Annotated in this window: 17 protein-coding genes; 7 read left to right on the plus strand and 10 right to left on the minus strand. The window is 66.3% G+C overall.

Features of this window, described 5'->3' with window-relative positions:
* Window positions 1-4 precede the first annotated feature (4 nt).
* The 3 genes from HDC35_RS18860 to HDC35_RS18870 all read right to left on the minus strand — a co-directional run bounded on the left by HDC35_RS18860 (window position 5) and on the right by HDC35_RS18870 (window position 3068).
* On the minus strand, window positions 5-916 hold the full coding sequence (locus HDC35_RS18860) for a tyrosine recombinase (protein ID WP_184648932.1): 912 nt from the start codon (window positions 914-916) through the stop codon (window positions 5-7).
* Window positions 917-1023: 107 nt separating this feature from the next.
* Window positions 1024-2844 (minus strand): hypothetical protein, encoded by a 1821-nt coding sequence (locus HDC35_RS18865; protein ID WP_184648933.1) that lies wholly within the window; start codon window positions 2842-2844, stop codon window positions 1024-1026.
* Window positions 2841-3068, minus strand: coding sequence for a hypothetical protein (locus HDC35_RS18870; protein ID WP_184648934.1), 228 nt, complete (start codon window positions 3066-3068; stop codon window positions 2841-2843). The genes HDC35_RS18865 and HDC35_RS18870 overlap by 4 nt, the downstream gene beginning before the upstream one ends.
* A gap of 43 nt (window positions 3069-3111) precedes the next feature.
* Here HDC35_RS18870 and HDC35_RS18875 point away from each other — a divergent pair, with 43 nt between their 5' ends.
* Window positions 3112-3690 (plus strand): shikimate kinase, encoded by a 579-nt coding sequence (locus tag HDC35_RS18875; RefSeq protein WP_184648935.1) that lies wholly within the window; start codon window positions 3112-3114, stop codon window positions 3688-3690.
* The gene (aroB, locus tag HDC35_RS18880; RefSeq protein ID WP_184648936.1) at window positions 3678-4772 is read left to right on the plus strand and encodes a 3-dehydroquinate synthase; all 1095 of its coding nucleotides are present in this window, start codon (window positions 3678-3680) and stop codon (window positions 4770-4772) included. Before HDC35_RS18875 ends, aroB begins: the two co-directional genes overlap by 13 nt.
* 211 nt (window positions 4773-4983) lie before the next feature.
* Here aroB and HDC35_RS18885 read toward each other — a convergent pair whose 3' ends face one another.
* From HDC35_RS18885 to radA, 5 genes are all read right to left on the minus strand, one after another.
* The gene (locus HDC35_RS18885) at window positions 4984-5289 is read right to left on the minus strand and encodes a hypothetical protein (RefSeq protein WP_184648937.1); all 306 of its coding nucleotides are present in this window, start codon (window positions 5287-5289) and stop codon (window positions 4984-4986) included.
* Window positions 5290-5558: 269 nt separating this feature from the next.
* Complete coding sequence (locus HDC35_RS18890) at window positions 5559-7457, minus strand: cation:proton antiporter (RefSeq protein ID WP_184648938.1); 1899 nt, start codon at window positions 7455-7457, stop codon at window positions 5559-5561.
* Complete coding sequence (locus tag HDC35_RS18895; protein ID WP_184648939.1) at window positions 7454-7879, minus strand: iron-sulfur cluster assembly scaffold protein; 426 nt, start codon at window positions 7877-7879, stop codon at window positions 7454-7456. The genes HDC35_RS18890 and HDC35_RS18895 overlap by 4 nt, the downstream gene beginning before the upstream one ends.
* A complete protein-coding gene (locus HDC35_RS18900; RefSeq protein WP_184648940.1) occupies window positions 7876-8436 on the minus strand; it encodes a CvpA family protein in 561 nt (186 codons plus the stop codon). Before HDC35_RS18900 ends, HDC35_RS18895 begins: the two co-directional genes overlap by 4 nt.
* A gap of 10 nt (window positions 8437-8446) precedes the next feature.
* Window positions 8447-9808, minus strand: a complete 1362-nt coding sequence (gene radA, locus HDC35_RS18905) for a DNA repair protein RadA (protein WP_184648941.1) — start codon at window positions 9806-9808, stop codon at window positions 8447-8449.
* A gap of 208 nt (window positions 9809-10016) precedes the next feature.
* On the opposite strand from radA, the gene fsa reads away from it, so the two are divergent.
* The 3 genes from fsa (at window position 10017) to HDC35_RS18920 (ending at window position 13163) form a co-directional block, all read left to right on the plus strand.
* Window positions 10017-10667, plus strand: coding sequence for a fructose-6-phosphate aldolase (gene fsa / locus HDC35_RS18910; protein WP_184648942.1), 651 nt, complete (start codon window positions 10017-10019; stop codon window positions 10665-10667).
* A gap of 200 nt (window positions 10668-10867) precedes the next feature.
* A complete protein-coding gene (locus HDC35_RS18915; RefSeq protein WP_184648943.1) occupies window positions 10868-11662 on the plus strand; it encodes an enoyl-CoA hydratase-related protein in 795 nt (264 codons plus the stop codon).
* Between the two features lie 7 nt (window positions 11663-11669).
* A complete protein-coding gene (locus HDC35_RS18920) occupies window positions 11670-13163 on the plus strand; it encodes an acetyl-CoA acetyltransferase (protein ID WP_184648944.1) in 1494 nt (497 codons plus the stop codon).
* 10 nt (window positions 13164-13173) lie between these two features.
* On the opposite strand, the gene HDC35_RS18925 is transcribed toward HDC35_RS18920, so the two are convergent.
* Window positions 13174-14061, minus strand: coding sequence for a LysR substrate-binding domain-containing protein (locus tag HDC35_RS18925; protein WP_184648945.1), 888 nt, complete (start codon window positions 14059-14061; stop codon window positions 13174-13176).
* A gap of 129 nt (window positions 14062-14190) precedes the next feature.
* Here HDC35_RS18925 and HDC35_RS18930 point away from each other — a divergent pair, with 129 nt between their 5' ends.
* Complete coding sequence (locus tag HDC35_RS18930) at window positions 14191-14589, plus strand: RidA family protein (protein ID WP_184648946.1); 399 nt, start codon at window positions 14191-14193, stop codon at window positions 14587-14589.
* Window position 14590: 1 nt separating this feature from the next.
* A complete protein-coding gene (locus tag HDC35_RS18935; protein ID WP_184648947.1) occupies window positions 14591-15733 on the plus strand; it encodes an NADH:flavin oxidoreductase in 1143 nt (380 codons plus the stop codon).
* A gap of 99 nt (window positions 15734-15832) precedes the next feature.
* On the opposite strand, the gene HDC35_RS18940 is transcribed toward HDC35_RS18935, so the two are convergent.
* A complete protein-coding gene (locus tag HDC35_RS18940) occupies window positions 15833-17332 on the minus strand; it encodes an aldehyde dehydrogenase family protein (RefSeq protein WP_184648948.1) in 1500 nt (499 codons plus the stop codon).
* Between the last annotated feature and the right edge of the window lie 142 nt (window positions 17333-17474).

Below are 17474 nucleotides of genomic sequence, written 5' to 3' on the forward strand. Positions count from 1 at the left end.
GTCGCTAGGACGAAGGCGGCTTGAGGTCAACGCCGTCGAACCGCGCGAGCGGATGACGCCGGTTGACCAGCTCGACGAGCCGGCGGCTATCGACATGCGTGTAGATTTCGGTGGTCGCGATATCGGCATGGCCGAGCATCAGTTGCAGCGCGCGCAGGTCAGCCCCGCCCTCGAGCAAATGCGTGGCAAAGGCATGACGCAGGACGTGCGGGCTGATCGTGGCCGGGTCGATGCCCGCGCGTGCCGCCAGGTCGCGCAGCATCTGGAACAGCCGCACGCGCGAGATATGCGCCTTGCCCGACGGGAACAGCCAGGGCGAACCGTCGGCCAGCAGCGGCAGCCAGCGGTCGAACGCCGCCCGCGCGCGATCGGACAGGGGCACCAGCCGTTCCTTGTCGCCCTTGCCGCGGACGATCAGATATTCGCGCTCGCCCGCCACCGCGCGGCGCGGCAGCGCGACAAGCTCGCTCGCGCGCAGGCCCGAACCATAGAGCAGTTCGATCAGCAACAGCATCCGTATCGCATTCGCAGGCGGCGCGTCGCCCGCCGCCTCCGCCTCCGCCTGTTCGAACAGCCGTTCGACATCGGCGTGCGTCAGGATGCGCGGCAGCGGGCGCCGCGTCGCCGGGCGCGCGATGTCGAGCGCGGGATTGTCCGCCCGCTCCCCCTCGTCGAGCAAGAAGGCGAAAAACTGGCGCAGCGCGGACAATTTGCGCGCCGCGCTGCTCGCCGCCAGCGACCGGTAACCGGCCATCAGCTTGCGAAGGTCGTCCGCACTGGCGTCCCCCAGCGGACCCGTCACCCATTGGGCCGCCTGGTCGAGATCGCGGCGATAGGCGGCCAGCGTATTGCGCGAGGCACCGCGCTCGGCCGCCATCATCTCCAGGAAGCGGTCGATCAGGGCGTCGTCAGACATTAATGGCAGCGGGGCCGGCCCGCTCCCCTCCCCGGCTTCGCTGACGATAACAGGCTATGGGAGGCCGGGAGGGCGCGCGGGCCGGTGCCGCGCAGGTCAAAAAAGGCTCAGACACGCACCAGCGCTTCGGCGGCAATCATCCGCGCTTCCGCGGGCAATCCGACTTCGCGCAGCGCCCAGACGATATGATAGAGGTGATAGGGCGGCACCTTCGACCATTCGCCCTGCATCCCCGCCGCCGCCAGCAGCGCGACCATCCCCGGCTCGCGCCGCTCTGCCGCAGCCGTGATCGCCTGCGTCCAGCGCGTCTGCTTGCCAAGGTCGAGGTCGAGGTCGCTCGCCGCCGATGCCGCCGCACCCGCGTCGATCCGCCCGAGCCCGGCGAGGCCCGCGAGCAGGAATTTCGACCGCAGCATGTCGGCGCTGTCGTCGTCACCCGCGAATTGCCCGACCGCGCCGGCGCTCGTCCCGTTCAGTGGTCGCGGCGAACCGACGGCAAGGACGCCCCACGCGCGGCTCCCGACCGACACTGTCGGCACCCAAGCGATCGCATTTGCATCATAACCGCCTGCAAGCATCGACCCGAGCAATTGCCAGGGATCGTCGCCGGCATCGGTGCCGGGGGGCAAGGCCGCCGCGGCGCGCGCCGTCGCCACCATCGCGGCGTAGCGCTGCGTCGGGGTCGTCCCGGCGTTCCAGAGCCGTTCCATCGCCGCGTAGCGAGCGCCGCCATTCGCCAGGTTGAACGCGCCGCGAAGCGCATCGGTCTGGCTGGCGAGCGCCTCGGCCGGCTCTTCCTCGCTCGCCGCCGCGCTCAGCAGCGATACATAGGCCTCGCTCGACAGCACGCCGCGCGCCGCGGCCTCGGGCGCGGCGGCGATGCGGTTCGCCATGTCGGTCATCGGCGCCAGCACGGTCCAGCCCTTCATATAATAGGGCGCCGAACTACGCAGCGCGTCGGGCACCGGGATCGCCGTCGCGGTCGCCATGCCGAAGCGCCAGCTGGTCAGCCGGTCGATATTGTCCCACTCGATCGTTGTCGAACGCCGCCCGCCGCCCGTCGCGCCGAGTACGCGCTCGGCAAGCAGGATGTCGAAATTGGAAATCTTGCCGCTCGACCGCACGCGGCCGATCGCCCAGCCCGCGGGCCCCGCCTCGCCCGACAGGCCCGAACAGATGGCGGCCGACAGCCGCCACGCCTGTTCGTCGCCATGCGCGAGGCCCGCCGGGACATAGGGGCACATCCCCGCGGGATCGGCAGTGGCCAGATAGGTTTGCTGGACGGCCGCGACGAGACGCGGGCTCGCGCGGTCGTAATCGACCGACTGAACGATCCGGCGCGCCGTGATCGATTCGCCCATCCGCAGCAGCAGCGACGCGCGTTCCGCGGCCAGGTCGGCGCCGTTGATCGTATCCGGCGTGTCGATCGCCGATGCAAGCGCGCGGCGGAGCAGTATCTGGCCCCAGCGTGAGGCCAGCTGGCCGTTGGTGCGGCGCATGATCGCCGCGGCATATTGGCCGCGCACGCCAAAAGCGTCGGGCGCCAGCCCGCCCGTTTCGGGGGTCAGCGGCCCGATGCGGGTCAGCAGGCGGCGCGCGCCGGGCGGCAGGTCATATTTCAGCCCGCCCGATTCGACCGCCTCGCCGTCCTCCGTATCGTCGGGGTCGTCGTCCTCTTCGGCAGCGCCGCTCGCCGTCGCACCGCTCAGCGTCGGGGCGACCGGCGGCGGCGCCACACCATTTTTCGGTGCCGGACCCGGCGCGGGCGTCGCAGGCGGCGCCGGGGTGGGACGCGGCGCGGGCGTGTCGGCGGGATTGCCGAAACCTTCGGGCAACAGCGATTCCTGCGCAAGCGCTGGGAGGACCAGCACCGCGGCCATCGCCGTAGCCGACAGGCCCAGCGCAAGCGAAAATGTCGTCTTCTTCATCGCGCGTCCCGTGTGGATGGCAGGCTTTCGGCAATCTTGTCGGTCACATCCACCTCAATCATTCGCGGCTCGATCGGCCGGCCCAGGAACAGCAGGAACAGGAACAATATCGCCAGCAGCAAGAACAGCACGACCAGTCGTGCGATCCACCGGCCTTTTCCCGATCTGCCCTTCGCGCGCAATATCCAATGCCTGTCGTTCGTCTCGTGGCGCAGGTGCAGCAAAACCATTGTCCCGCGCGCGCCGGTCGGTATAGCCGCGCGCACCATGTCGCGAAACCCGAAAAGCCCGGCAACTGCCATTCCCGCGTCGATCCGCGACCGGTCGGTCGTACTCGTCGGGCTGATGGGATCGGGAAAATCGACGATCGGCCGCCGCCTCGCGCAGCGGCTGGGCATGCGCTTCGCCGATGCGGACGACGAAATCGAGCGCGCCGCCGACATGACCATTTCCGATATATTCGCGCGGTTCGGTGAGGCGCACTTCCGTGATGGCGAACGCCGTGTGATCGCGCGGCTGCTCGCCGGCAAGCCCTTGGTCCTCGCCACCGGCGGCGGCGCCTTCATCAACGACGAGACGCGCAAGCTGATCCTCGCAGACAGTCTCTGCATCTGGCTCGACGCCGACATCCCGACGCTCGTCGAGCGCGTCGGCCGCCGCAGCCACCGTCCGCTCCTCAAGAATCGCGACCCCGGCGAGGTGCTCCGCGAGCTGGCGGCCGTCCGCAACCCCATCTATGCCGAAGCGCATCTGCGTGTCAGTTCGGCAAGCACGCCGCACGACCATACCGTGCGCGCGATCATGGAAGCCCTGTCGAAATGGAAGGATCCGCAATGGAAAAGCTGACCGTAGAGCTCGGCAGCCGCAGCTATCCGATCCTGATCGGCGACGGGCTGCTCGAACAGATTGGCCGCCACGTCGCGCCGCTTCTCAAACGTCCGCGCACGATGATCGTAACCGACTCCCATGTTGCCGACCATTATTTGCAGCGCGTCGGAACCGCGCTTGGCAACGAAGACATTTCCTTTTCCTCCTTCGTCCTCGAACCCGGCGAAAGCACGAAAAGCTGGGCGGGCCTCGCCCGGCTCACCGAATGGCTGATCGGCGAAGGCATCGAACGCAGCGATCATGTCATCGCGCTCGGCGGCGGCGTCATCGGCGACCTGGTCGGCTTCGCCTGTTCGATCGTCAAACGCGGCTGCCATTTCATCCAGGTTCCGACAACGTTGCTCGCCCAGGTCGACAGCAGCGTCGGCGGCAAGACCGCAATCAACGTGCCTGCGGGCAAGAATCTGATCGGCGCCTTTCACCAGCCCGCGCTCGTCGTCATCGACCCGACGACGCTCGAAACCTTGCCCCGCCGCGAACTCGGCGCGGGCTATGCCGAAGTGGTCAAATATGGCCTGATCGACGACGCGGACTTTTTCGCCTGGTGCGAGGCCAATGGCGCGGCTTTGCTCGCGGGCGACAGCGCGGCTCGTCACAAGGCAATTGCCCATAGCGTCGCGGCAAAGGCGCGCATCGTCGCCGCCGACGAACGCGAGACGCAGGATATCCGTGCGCTGCTCAACCTCGGCCACAGCTTCGGGCACGCGCTCGAGGCCGAAACCGGCTATTCGGACCGCCTGCTCCACGGCGAGGCGGTCGCGGCGGGCATGGTACTCGCGCATCAATTTTCGGCCGCGAACGGACTCTGCCCGGCCGGGGATGCCGACCGGGTCCGCGATCACCTCGCCAGCGTCCACCTGCCGCACAGCCTCGCCAGCGCGGGCGTAAATAGTGACGGGCAGACGATCGCCGCGCATATGGCGCACGACAAGAAGGTGCGCGGCGGGAAGCTGCCGCTGATCCTGACCCGCGGCATCGGCCACAGCTTTGTGACCGAGGATTATGCCCTGGACGCGGTTGCGGCGTTTCTGGATGGCTGAACTGCAATCGTCACCCGGCCCTGATTCGCGGGCCCATGACATCACCGCGCTAGCAGATCCCGCCTCATACAGGCATGACGGCTGCGTCGAACCCACCGGTTGCTGCCGATAGAAATGTGCACCCAGCTGTCGACCGGAAGCGGTCCTTAATCCTTCCTCTGGCGAAGCCCTGGCGAGGATCGGCAGGAAGCGACCGGTTGCTGCTATTCAGTCATTCCGATGAGACTATTTGCCAGCAGTTGTCACGGAAAGTGATCCGCGCAGCTTTAGGCAGCCACGCTGTAAAATCCGATCCCAAAAAATCCTTTGTCCGCACGTCATAAGTGCAATCAAAAATAGCCTCGTGGTGGAGCTTGCAGCTGACATTCCGTGTCTCCACGGTTGGCGCGAACTCAGCAAAGGCCCTGCCGTCGCGGGTGTAACTTACATAGGGGGCTGTCGCACGGGCGAGTTCGATTGCATGAACGTCGCTTGGTTCAGGCGGAACAATTGCGGCAATCAGAAGCATGGCGAACATCGAACGATGATATCATCGTGCGACGACAGCCGAAAGTCCGCTTTCCACCCCAAAGCCGACGCCTGCAAAAGGGCCTTTCCTACATTATCCGGCTATGCCAGCCTTCGTTTCGGCTCTTTCAATATGTGAAAATGCCGTCACCGCCCGGTGTACGGATGCGGGCGGGAGCCGGCGCGGCATGTTCGCGGAACGCGATCGACCGGCGGCTGCACAAGGCTGACCTTTACTGACCTTTGAAACGACGACGCAGCCCCAGCCCGCGATCGCGGCTAGCCCTCGTCGGCCAACCCCATCGCCTCATTCTCTTCGCGCGCGGCTTTTGCCGCCTGGCGCTTGCGCCGGTATTTCTCCAGTATGCTGTCGGCTTCGCGACCGCCGCCCGGCTTGAACCGGTGGTCCATCCCCGCCGACAGGTCGCCTTCGTCGAGCTGCGCCTGGAGCCGTGTTTGGTCGAGATGGCGCAACGTCGCCTCGACATCGTCCATCTCGCTCGGATCGACGTCCAGATGGCGCAGCGCCGTCAGCCCCATCGCGACCGAGCTTTCAAACACTTCGCGAATGATGCCGTCGACGCCCGATCCGTCCAATGCGAGCAACTGGCGGCGATCGAACACGCGCATCAATATCTTCGCATTGGGGAATGCCTCGACGATGGGTTTGAGCGCCGCTGCGTCGACTGATGCATCGTCGATGCAAAAAATGATCAGCCGTGCCTCTTCGGCGCCCGCCCGGCGCAGCAGGTCGACGCGCAGCCCATCGCCGAAATAAACCTTGGTGTCGAAACGGCTCGACAGCTCGATCTGGCTCGGCTTCTTGTCGATCAGCGTCACCGAACAGGCGACGCCGTGCAGCATCTGCGACACGATCTGGCCGAAACGCCCATAACCGACGACGATCGCGGACCCCCGCGGCGCCCCCTCGGGGTCGTCGAGATCGGGCTCGTCCGATCCGGGCGCAAATTCCAGATTGCGCGCGAACAGCATCAGGAACGGCGTCGTGACCATCGACAGCGTCACCACCGCGCTGAACAGGCTGGCAGCTTGGGGCTCGATCAGCAGCGCATCGGCGGCTTGCGCAAAGAGAAGGAAACCGAACTCGCCCCCTTGGCTCAAGAGCAGACCGAGTCCGAGCGCGGCCTGCCAGCTCTTGCCGAACGCCTTGGCGATCAGCGTAAGGACGGCCACCTTCACCGCGACCAGTCCCAGCGCCAGCGTAACCACGAGCAAGGGACGCTCCATCACGGCGCCGACGTCGAGCACCATACCGACGGCGAGGAAGAAAAGGCCGAGCAGGATGAGGCGGAACGGTTCGACGTCCGATTCGATTTCGTGGCGATAGGGCGAATCGGCCAGCATCACGCCTGCGATGAACGCCCCGAGCGCGGTCGACAGGTGTAGGCTGTGCATCAGCGCCGCGCTGGCAAGGATCGTCAGCAGCCCGACGACCACGAACAATTCGCGTTCGCCATAACGGCCGACGATGCGCAGCAGCGGATTGACCACGAAGCGGCCGGCGAGGACGAGTACGATGATCGCCCAGACCGTGAAAAACGCCATCTGCCATCCGGGGGGCGCCGCAGGATTGGCGGGCGCGCGCGACAGGACTGCGACGATCGTGATCATCGGCACGATCGCCAGATCCTGAAACAGCAGGATCGAAAAGGCCTTTTCACCGAAGGGCGAATTGATCCGGCCCGAACTTTTGAGCCCCGGCAGCACCTGCGCCGTCGACGACAAGGCGAGAGGCAGGCCGAGCGCGAGCGAAGCCGCGGGGCTGAAACCCAGCGTCAGGTGGATCAGCGCGGTCAGGATCAGCCCCGTGACGACGACCTGCGCCAGACCGAGCCCGAAGATCGCGCGGCGCATGTCCCACAGGCGGCGCGGCGACAGTTCGAGCCCGACGAGGAAAAGCAGGAAGGCGATGCCCAGTTCGGCAAAGGCCAGCTTCGATTCGCCGCCGCCGACCAGCCCGAAACCATGCGGCCCGACCAGCGCCCCCGCGATCAGATAACCGAGTACGGCGCCGAGGCCGAGTCGGCGGAATATCAGCACGAACAGCGTCGCGACGCCGAGAAGGATCGCGCCTTCGACCAGCGCGGTGTCGGTCGCGGTTTCGGCGACCTTTTCGGCCGCTTCGGAGGCCGCCGCGGTAAAGATGGTCAAATTCATGCCGCCGCCTCCGCTTCGAGCGCCGCGATCGCGGCATCGAAGGGCAACAGGATCGCGCCATGACGCGCGGGATAATCGCGCGCGGCGGCGAGCAGGTCGAAGCCCGGCCAAAGGGGCGCATCGCCCGTACCGCCGAACCAGCCCGCGATCGCATCGCGCGCGGCGCGGATGTCGGCAAGGCTGCGTCCGGGCGCATGGCGGGCGAGCAACGTCGCGGCCGCCTGGCCCAGCGCGCACGCTTCGACATGCATTCCGACGCCGGTCACGCGGCCCGCGTCGTCGGCATCGACATCGACGATGATCCGGCTCCCGCACAGCGGCGCGCGCGCGGTCGCATGGTATCGCGCGTCGGGGTTGGGCAGATGGTCGGCGTTTGCGACCGCCAGCGACAATATATCGCGGCTATACAGCGGCGCGCTCATGATTTCGGCGCGTCGGACGTGCCCGGCGCGGCGCCCTCCGCCTCGGCTTCACGCGCTTCGGCCCGACGTTCGGCGATCACCTTGCTGAGCGCGCCGCTCGTCGCCGCGAGCGCCGGATAGGTCCGGCTGTCCGTCACCCAGGCAGGGCGCTGCGCGTTGCCGTAACCGATGTCGTACAGCAAGGTAACGAGCATGAAGCCGATGGTCGCGATGAGCAGCCCCTTCAGCGCGCCAAACCCGGCGCCGAGACCGCGGTCAAATCCGCCGACAAGCGAGGCGCGGCTGCGCTGCCCCATCGCCCGCGACCCCCATTTGGCGAAAGCGAAAACCCCGCCGAACAGGATCACGAACGCCAGCACCGCCGCGCCGCCTCCCGGCCCCATCCAGCCGCCGAGCAGGTCGGTTGCCAGCGGGTGGAAAAAGCGCACCGCCGCGATCGCGAGCACCCAGGCGAGAAGGCTCGTCACCTCCTGCACCAGCCCGCGCGCGAAGCCGAGCACCGCGCTGCCGCCGACGAGCGTCAGCACGATGATATCCAGAGCCGTCAGACTTCCCATTGGGCGGTCGCTAGTCGCGCCCGAGCATCAGGTCAACGAGTTCGCCAAGGCGCGCAAAACCCGTGACCGAAATTCCGCCGACGCCCTTCATCCCCGTGGGGCCCCAGCCGCGCGAGAAACCGAGCTTCGCCGCCTCGCGCAGGCGGAGCCCGTCGTGCGAAACCTGCCGCACCTCGCCCGATAGCGACAATTCGCCAAAGACGATCGCATCGGCGGGAACCGGTCGCTCGCTAAAGGCCGATATCAGCGCCGCCGCGACGGCAAGGTCGGCGGCAGGATCGGTCAGGCGATAGCCGCCCGCGATGTTGAGATAGACTTCGGCGGCGCCCATCTGCAGCCCGCAGCGCGCCTCCAGCACCGCGAGCACCATCGCGAGCCGTCCGCTGTCCCAGCCGACAACCGCACGTCTGGGGGTGGCCCCGCTGGCAAGCCGGACCGTTAGCGCCTGCACCTCGACCAGCACCGGACGCGTGCCCTCCAATGCCGGGAACACCACCGAACCCGGCACGTCGCGGCTGCGGTCGGTCAGGAACAGGCTCGACGGGTTCGCAACCTCGCCCAGCCCCTCCTCGCCCATCGCGAACACGCCGATCTCGTCGGTGCCGCCAAAGCGGTTCTTCACCGCGCGCAGGATGCGATATTGGTGGCTGCGCTCGCCCTCGAACGCCAGCACGGTGTCGACCATATGTTCGAGTACGCGCGGGCCCGCGATCGTCCCGTCCTTGGTGACATGGCCGACGAGCACGATCGCGGCATCGCTGTCCTTGGCATAGCGGATCAATTCCTGCGCACTCGCGCGGACCTGGCTCACCGTTCCCGGCGCGCTGTCGATCAGGTCGCTGTGCATCGTCTGGATCGAATCGATCACGACGAAATCTGCGCCTTGGCCGTCGAGCGTCGCCAAAATGTCGCGCACCGACGTCGCGCTGGCAAGCGCGACCGGCGCTTGACCGAGCCCCAGCCGCTGCGCGCGCAGCCGCACCTGTGCCGCCGCTTCCTCGCCGCTGATATAGACCACCGACTTTCCAGCCTTCGCGAGCCGTCCGGCCGCCTGCAACAGCAAAGTCGACTTGCCGATCCCCGGGTCGCCACCGATCAGCGTTGCCGACCCCGCGACGAAACCGCCGCCCAGCGCGCGGTCGAACTCGGTGATGCCGCACAGCATCCGTTCGGGCATCTTGCTGTCGGCGTCGAGCGTTTCGAGCGCGAGCGTCCGCCCGCCCTTGCTGAGGTCGTGCTTAGCCGAAAAGGCGGTCTTGCTCGCCTCCTCGACCAGCGTGTTCCACTCGTTGCAGTCGGCGCACTGCCCCTGCCAACGGTACGACACCGACCCGCAATTCTGACAGACATATTGACGCTTTGCTTTGGCCATGGGCGGCGATTAACCGGAACAAAGAACGAACGCCAGCAATTTCCTCCATCTTCGCCCCGGACTTGATCCGGGGTCGATCGGGCGCGGCGCTGAAAGGATGCCGGGTCAAGTTCGGCATGAGGAAACGGGTGATGGCAGTTCATATTTGCGACGCACTGCTCTAGGGCGGTCGCATCCCGAATCACTCATCCAGCAGGATCGCCATCGCATGAAATTCTTCGCCGACACCGCCGAAATCGCCGACATCCAGGAACTCGCCGCGACGGGCCTGCTCGACGGCGTCACCACCAATCCCTCGCTGATCGCCAAGTCGGGCCGCGACTTCAAGGAGGTAACCAGGGAAATCTGCGCTATCGTCGATGGCCCCGTCTCGGCCGAAGTCGTCGCGCTCGACCATGAAACGATGATGAAGGAGGCCGAAATCCTCCGCAAGATCGCCGACAATGTCTGCATCAAGGTGCCGCTGACGATCGACGGGCTCAAGACCTGCAAGGCGCTGACCAGCGACGGCACGATGGTCAATGTCACGCTCTGCTTCTCGGCGACGCAGGCGCTGCTTGCCGCCAAGGCCGGCGCGACCTTCGTCTCGCCCTTCGTCGGTCGTCACGACGACAATGGTTTCGACGGCATGCAGCTGATCGGCGACATTCGTCTCATTTACGACAATTATGATTTCGCCACAGAAATCCTCGTCGCGAGCGTGCGCCACGGCATCCACGTTCTCGAAGCCGCCAAGATTGGCGCCGACGTGATGACCGCACCGCCGTCGGTCATCAAGGGTCTGTTCAAGCACATCCTGACCGAAAAAGGCATTGACGGCTTCCTCGCCGACTGGGCGAAGACCGGGCAAAGCATCTGACGCCACGATCCTCCCTGTCGCGCGGCGATGGGGAGGTGGCAGCGGCGAAGTCGCTGACGGAGGGGCAAGTTGCACGACGTCGCGGCCCCTCCACCATCCTGCGGAGGGCCCCCTACCCATGGCCTTCCGCAACAGGGAGGATTACAGTTGACGTAAACGTCAAGTCATCGCGATACTCGTCCGAAAAGGAGAGATTCGCGATGTCCGACACCACCATCCTCACCGAACGCCGTGGCCACATTCTGATCGTCACGATCAACCGGCCCGAGGCGCGCAACGCGGTCAACGCCGCGGTCCATATGGGCATCGGCAGCGCCTTGGAGGAGGCCGAAAACGACCCCGAAATCCGCGTCGTCGTCATCACGGGCGCGGGCGACAAGAGCTTTTGCGCGGGCGCCGACCTTGTCGCGCTGTCGCGCGGCGAAAGCCTCTATCCCGACGATCCGGCGCAGCAGGCGTGGGGCTTCGCCGGCATGGTGTCGCACCCGATCTCGAAACCGATCATCGCCGCGGTCAATGGGTTCGCGTTCGGCGGCGGCTGCGAGATTGCGCTGATGAGCGACATCATCGTCGCCGCCGATCACGCCCAATTCGGCCTGCCCGAGGTCAAGGTCGGCCTGTTCGCCGCGGCGGGCGGCGCCTTCCGTCTCGCTCAGCAGCTGCCGCGCAAGCTCGCGATGGAATATATGCTGACGGGCGATCCGATCCCCGTCGCGCGCGCGGCCGCGTTCGGGCTGGTCAATCACGTGGTTCCACTCGCCGACCTCATTCCCACCGCGCTCGCGCTCGCCGAAAAGATCGCCGGCAATGCGCCGCTGTCGGTGCAGGCGTCGAAGCGCGTCGCGCTCGGCATCGAACAGGGCCGCATCGCGACCGATGCGCCTTATTGGGAGCATAATACGCGCGAACGCTCGACTCTGATGCGAAGCGAAGACGCCCGCGAAGGTCCGCTCGCCTTCGCGCAGAAACGCAGGCCCGCGTGGAAGGCCCGCTGATATGGTCATGACCGATCCCGAGCGCATTCCCGTCATCATCGGCGTCGGACAGGTGTGCGACCGGCCCGGCGATCCCGATCAGGGACTCGACTCGCTCGATCTGATGGTCGCGGCGCTGGAACTCGCAGCGGAGGACGCCGCTGTCCCGCTCGCCGAAATCGACAGCCTCGCGATCGTCGACCAGATCAGCTTCCGCCATCTCGGCAAGCTCTGCGAACCGCTCGCCGCCGCGATCGGCGCCGCCCCGGCGATCAGCTATCAATCGGCCGCGCCGCACGGCGATACGCCGGTGCGCCTGCTCAACGAAGCCGCCAACCGCATTGGCGCGGGCGAAGTCAAACTCGCCGCGATCGTCGGCGCCGAGGCGTTGCGCACCGCCGCCGGCCGCGCCGCAAAAGCCGCCACCGGCGAGGACAAGAGCTATAACGCGATCCGCAAAGTCGCGACCCGCCGCGAACCCGACTATGCGCAGAAACACGGCCTCGCCGCACCTGTCGATGTGTATCCGCTCTACGAGAACGCGACCCGCGCCTCATGGGGTCAGAGTCTTGCGGATGCGCAGTTCGAAAGCGCCGAAATCTGGTCGCGCTTCTCGGAGGTCGCCGCTGCGAACGACGGCGCATGGATCAGGAAACCGGCTACCCCCGAAGACATATTGCGTATTGATGACGCCAACCGTCCGATCGCATTTCCCTATTCGAAGCTGATGGTCGCCAACTCGTCGGTCAATCAGGGCGCGGGTTTCATCGTCGCCAGTCTCGCGGAAGCAAGGCGGCGCGGCATCGCCGAGAACCGGCTGGTCTATGTCGGCATGGGCGCCGCCGCAAAGGAACCCGCGAGTATCCTCGGCCGCGACCGCTACGACGGCAGCGTGAGCATGGAAACTTCGATCGCGCGCACGCTGGAGCTGAACGGGATGACCGTCGACGACTTCGACTGCGTCGAACTCTACAGCTGCTTCCCCTGCGTGCCGAAGATGGCGCGGCGTATCCTCGGCTGGCCGTGGGATCGCCACGCAAGCGTGTTCGGCGGGCTGACTTTCGGCGGCGGCCCGATCGCCAATTATATGAGCCACGCGATCGTTTCGATGGTCCAGAAACTGCGCAACGAAGGCCGCTACGGCTTCCTCTTCGCCAACGGGGGCTTCGCAACCGACAATCATTGCATCGTGCTGGGCAACCAGCCGATCGCCGCCGCCAGCTTCCCGCAGGATTTCGACTATCAAGCCGAGGCCGAAGCGAAACGCGGCCCCGTGCCCGAGATCGCCGAGGATTATGCCGGACCGGCCACGATCGAGAGCTATACGGTCTTTTACGGCCGCGACGGCGCCCCCAAAGCCGGAGTCGTGGTCGCACGCACGCCCGACGACAAGCGCACGCTGGCGCATATCGATGTCACCGACGCGGCCATGTTGGCGTTTTTGACTGACGGCACGGCAGAGCCCGTCGGCACCACCGGGCAGGTCATCGCAATCGACGAGGGGTTCGGCTGGCGCGCTTGATCGCCCGTCGTCATCCTCCCCCATTCGCTTGTGAAGCTTCGGCAAGCAACCAGTCCCTGACCGCGTTGATTTCGGCGCTGACCTCGCCCTTCCTCACCAGAAGATGATGACGAAAGGCTGAAATCGTGGGGCCGAATGGCTGAACCAGCTGGCCCGCGGCAAGCTCCGCCTCGACGAGTGCGAGGCTGACCAGCGCGACCCCTTGCCCGGCCACCGCGGCCTGGATCGCATGGCTTTCGTCGGAAAAGCGAAGCTGCGCAGGCTCGGCCGGTTCGGGTAAACCGGCTTCGGCGAACCAGCGCGACCAAGTCGGATTGTCGGGGTGCCGTCGCCGCCATTCGAAATCGATGCGCGGCCAGTCGGCCACAGCCGCGATTCGCAGCATCGGGTTAAACACGGGCGCGAAGCGATCGGCGAACAAGGGCATTACCGAAAAATCGGGATAGGGACCGGCGCCGTAGCGGATCGCGATGTCCACCCCCGCGCGCTCCAGATCGACGAGCTGATCGGACGCCTGAAGCTGCAGGTCGATATCGGGGTGGAGCACGCGGAAGGCGTTGACGCGCGGTACGAGCCAGCGCGCCGTGAAGGCGATCGTGGCGGAAATCGTCACATACCGGCGTCCCCGGCGGCGCGTCAGCCGCTCGATCGCCTCCGCAAAGGCGTCGAAGCCATCGCGGAGCACGGGATAGAGCCGGGCGCCCGCGTCGGTCAGCACCACCTGCCGCGTCCGGCGTTCGAACAGCGCAAGGTCGATATGCGCCTCCAGCGCGCGGATCTGATGGCTGACCGCGGTGGGCGTCACGGCAAGCTCGACCGCGGCTTCCTTGAAACTGCCGTGGCGCGCCGCCGCCTCGAAGGCGCGAAGGGCGGATAAGGGCGGAAGGCGCCGGTTCATAGATGAATTGATCTTGTTTATCGAATGACAATTGGGCGTTTGTCGCTACTGATAAACAAGAGGATATTCCAAACATCGGCCGGAGGCCAATGAATTTTTTTAAGAACTCCCGGCCCGAAGGAGTTGAAGATGAAACTGGAACGCGTCGTCACCACCCCGGACAATTACGCCCCTTTCCTGCTGTCGCAGGGCATCAGGTTCGGCAATCTGCTCTTCGTCTCCGGCCAGGCGGGCGCCGGTGAGGACGGCCAAATCGTCGCGGGCGGTTTCCGCGCGCAGGGCGAACAGGCCTTTGCCAATCTGCGCCGCGCGCTGGAAGCAGGCGGATCGAGCCTGGAAGACGTCATCAAGGTGACGATTTTCGTTACCGACATGGGCAATTTCAAGGACGTGGTCGAACTGCGCCGCCAGTTTTTCACCGCGCCTTATCCGGCCGACACGATCGCCGAAGTCAAAGCGCTTTACGACCCCGACGTGATGATCGAGATCGAAGCGATTGCGGCAGTCCGCACGGCCGGGGACGAGTAACATGACGGCAACCGCAATCGCGGCGGCGGACACCGCCGCCGAGCGTCTCTTCGCCCCGTTCAAGATCGGCGCGATGGACATTCCCAACCGCCTCGCGGTCGCGCCGATGACGCGCGTCAGCGCCACCGAAACGGGATACGCGACCCCCCGGATGCGCGACTATTATGGAAGCTTTGCCGATGGCGGCTTTGGCCTGATCATCACCGAAGGACTGTATACCGATCAAGCCTTTTCCCAAGGCTATCTTTTCCAGCCGGGCCTGTCGGACGCGGCGCAGCGCGATGCGTGGAAACCGCTGGTCGAGCGGGTTCACGCCGGCGGCGCGCGGTTCATCGCCCAACTGATGCACGCCGGCGCGCTGTCGCAGGCCAACCGGTTCCGCGGCGATACGCGCGGTCCGTCGGCGGTGCGCCCGGTCGGTCAGCAAATGGCCGTTTATCGCGGATCGGGCGAATATCCGGTGCCGACCGCCATGTCCAAAAGCGAGATAGACGAAGCGGCCTCGGGTTTTGCTGCGGCGGCGTACCGGGCGCGCGAGGCCGGCTTCGACGGCGTCGAGATTCATGCAGCGAACGGCTATCTGCTCGACCAGTTTCTGACCGAAGGCGTCAATCTTCGCACCGACGCCTATGGTGGCGATGCCGCCGCGCGTCTGCAAATCACGATCGAGGTGGCAGAGGCGGTTCGCGCCGCCGTCGGCCCCGCCTTTGTCGTCGGCGTGCGCAGTTCGCAAGGCAAGGTGAATGATTTCCACCACAAATGGCGCGGCGAAGAGGAGGCGGCACAGATTTATGCTTTACTGGGCCAGCTTCCGATCGACTATCTGCACACGACCGAGTTCGAGGCGTGGCAGCCCGCGTTCGGCGAGGGCGCAAGCCTCGCCAGCCTTGCGAAGCGTCACAGCGGCCTGGCGGTGCTGGCGAACGGGTCGCTCCACGATCCGGGACGCGCGGCCGACATGCTGGCGGGGCACGGCGCCGATGTTGTCGCGCTCGGTCGCGGCGCGCTGACCCACGCCGACTGGCCACGGCGAGTGCAGACGGGCACGGCGACCAAGGCTTTCGACCAGACGATACTCGCGCCGCTCGCCGACCTTGCCAACGCCGACCGCGTCCACGCCGCGAAGCAGGCCACCGACGTATAGCATGAACTTCGCTTCGAGGTTCTCGAGCCTTCCCCGCAGGTACGATCCAGGCGGGGAAGGTTACGCGCGATGGAAACCGGGTGCGACCTTGCGATCCGCTCAGATCTCGAACGAAACCCCTTGCGCCAGCGGCAGCGCGTCCGAATAATTCACCGTGTTGGTCGCGCGGCGCATATATTGGCGCCAGCTGTCCGAGCCGCTTTCGCGCCCGCCACCCGTTTCCTTCTCGCCGCCGAAGGCCCCGCCGATCTCTGCCCCGCTCGTACCCAGATTGACGTTCGCGATGCCGCAGTCGCTCGCGACCAGGAAGCGTTCGGCCTCCCGCATGTCGGTGGTGAAGATCGCCGACGACAGGCCCGCCGCGACATCGTTATGCTGCTCGATCACGGCATCAAGATCATAATAGCGCATGACATAGAGGATCGGCGCGAAGGTCTCGTCGAGCACCGGCCCGACCTGCCCCGGCATTTCGACCAGCGCGGGCTTTACGTAATAGCTCGCCCCCTCGCCGACGCGCGTCCCGCCGTGCACCACGCCGCCCGCCGCCTCGGCAGCGCCCAGCGCACCCTGCATCATCTCGTACGCCGCGCGGTCGATCAGCGGCCCGACGAGCACTTCGCCCTCCAGCGGGTTGCCGACACTGACGCTGGCATAGGCTGACTTCAATCGCGCGACGAATCCGTCGTAAATTCTGTCGTGCACGAACAGGCGTCGCGTCGTCGTGCAACGCTGCCCCGCGGTCCCCATCGCACCGAACGCGACACCGCGCAACGCGAGGTCGAGGTCGGCCGACGGCGCAACGATCACGCCATTGTTGCCGCCGAGTTCGAGGATCGCGCGCGCAAAACGCTGCGCCAGCCGCGGCGCTACCGCGCGCCCCATGCGCGTCGAACCCGTCGCTGAGACGAGGGCAACGCGCGCATCGTCGACGAGCGCCTCGCCCGCCTCGCGTCCGCCGACCAGCAACTGCACCAGACCGTCGGGCGCGTCGCCGAAGCGCGCAACCGCACGCGCGAAAACCGCCTGCGTCGCCAAGGCCGTAAGCGGCGTCTTTTCGGACGGCTTCCAGACAACACTGTTGCCGCACACAAGGGCAAGCGCCGCATTCCAAGCCCACACCGCGACGGGAAAGTTGAACGCCGAAATCACGCCGACGACGCCCAGCGGGTGCCAGACCTCCATCATCCGGTGTCCCGGCCGCTCGGTCGCGAGCGTCAGGCCATATAATTGGCGCGACAAGCCGACCGCAAAGTCGCAGATATCGATCATTTCCTGTACTTCGCCCGCACCCTCGGACGGGATTTTACCCGCCTCGATCGTCACCAGCTTCGCCAGATCGTCCTTCGCCGCGCGCAATTCTTCGCCGAACAACCGCACCAACTCGCCGCGGCGCGGTGCCGGGACGCTGCGCCAGGCGCGAAAGGCCGCGGTCGCGTGCCCGAGCGACTCGTCGATCGCCGCAGCGTCGGCGACGCGCACCAAGGCGACCTGCTCGCCGGTCAGCGGCGTCACCGAGGGCATCGATCCTTCGGTCCACGCGCGCCGGTCGACGCCCAGTCCATCGAGCAGCCGCCCAACATCTTCGCCGATCCCGGCCATTCTCGATCCTTTCCAAATCGCTGTTCGGCGCCGTCTACTCTCCCCTCCCCGTTCGTGTCGAGCGAAGCCTGTCCCGAGCGTGCCGAGGGGTCGAGACACCCCGACGTCGTATGCGGCCGACGGGCATCTCGACTTCGCTCGA

The sequence above is a fragment of the Sphingopyxis sp. JAI128 genome, assembly GCF_014207235.1.
Lineage (GTDB): Bacteria > Pseudomonadota > Alphaproteobacteria > Sphingomonadales > Sphingomonadaceae > Sphingopyxis.